The organism is Hwanghaeella sp. LZ110 (assembly GCF_048892525.1).
In the GTDB taxonomy this organism is placed as follows: domain Bacteria; phylum Pseudomonadota; class Alphaproteobacteria; order UBA8366; family Aestuariispiraceae; genus Pacificispira.
The window spans coordinates 1-359 of sequence record NZ_JBLZHT010000052.1; the positions used below are offsets into that span (position 1 = coordinate 1).

Consider the following 359-nt stretch of genomic DNA (forward strand, 5'->3'; position numbering starts at 1 on the left):
ATTTTATGACTGATTGAAATCCTTAAGAAGAACTGGATGCTGCGACAGCTGCCCTCTTGGGTTTCGGCGTTGTTCCCTCACGGAATCCATGTCTGAATCTGCGGTAGACAATCTTTAGGTGCCTCATCCGACCAGTCCCGGTAGTGTTTCGTCTCTTAGCCTTGGCACTCCAGTTATACTTCCTCTTGCGCTTGGCAGGGTAGCCACACTTGCCACAAGTCGACTTCTGAAGGTGGTAGGCCTTGGAGCCACAGCGGCGGCACAGCGTGTGCGTCTTGTTGCGACGCTTACCAAAGGATGACGTTCCCTTCGTCATCTTGCTTCTACCGGCGAGGCCAAAGAGACCGGAAGAGCCCCAT

The 359-nt window shown here is 53.5% G+C and carries 1 protein-coding gene; it reads right to left on the bottom strand.

Annotated features, from left to right (window positions below; genetic code table 11):
- Positions 1 to 22: 22 nt before the first annotated feature.
- Positions 23 to 316, bottom strand: a complete 294-nt coding sequence (locus tag ACOSDM_RS20175; protein ID WP_108998440.1) for a 60S ribosomal protein L37 — start codon at positions 314 to 316, stop codon at positions 23 to 25.
- Between the last annotated feature and the right edge of the window lie 43 nt (positions 317 to 359).

What these genes read in the sequence shown, in the direction of transcription:
- ACOSDM_RS20175 (WP_108998440.1), bottom strand. Translation starts at nt 316, where the DNA reads ATGACGAAGGGAACGTCATCCTTTGGTAAGCGTCGCAACAAGACGCAC.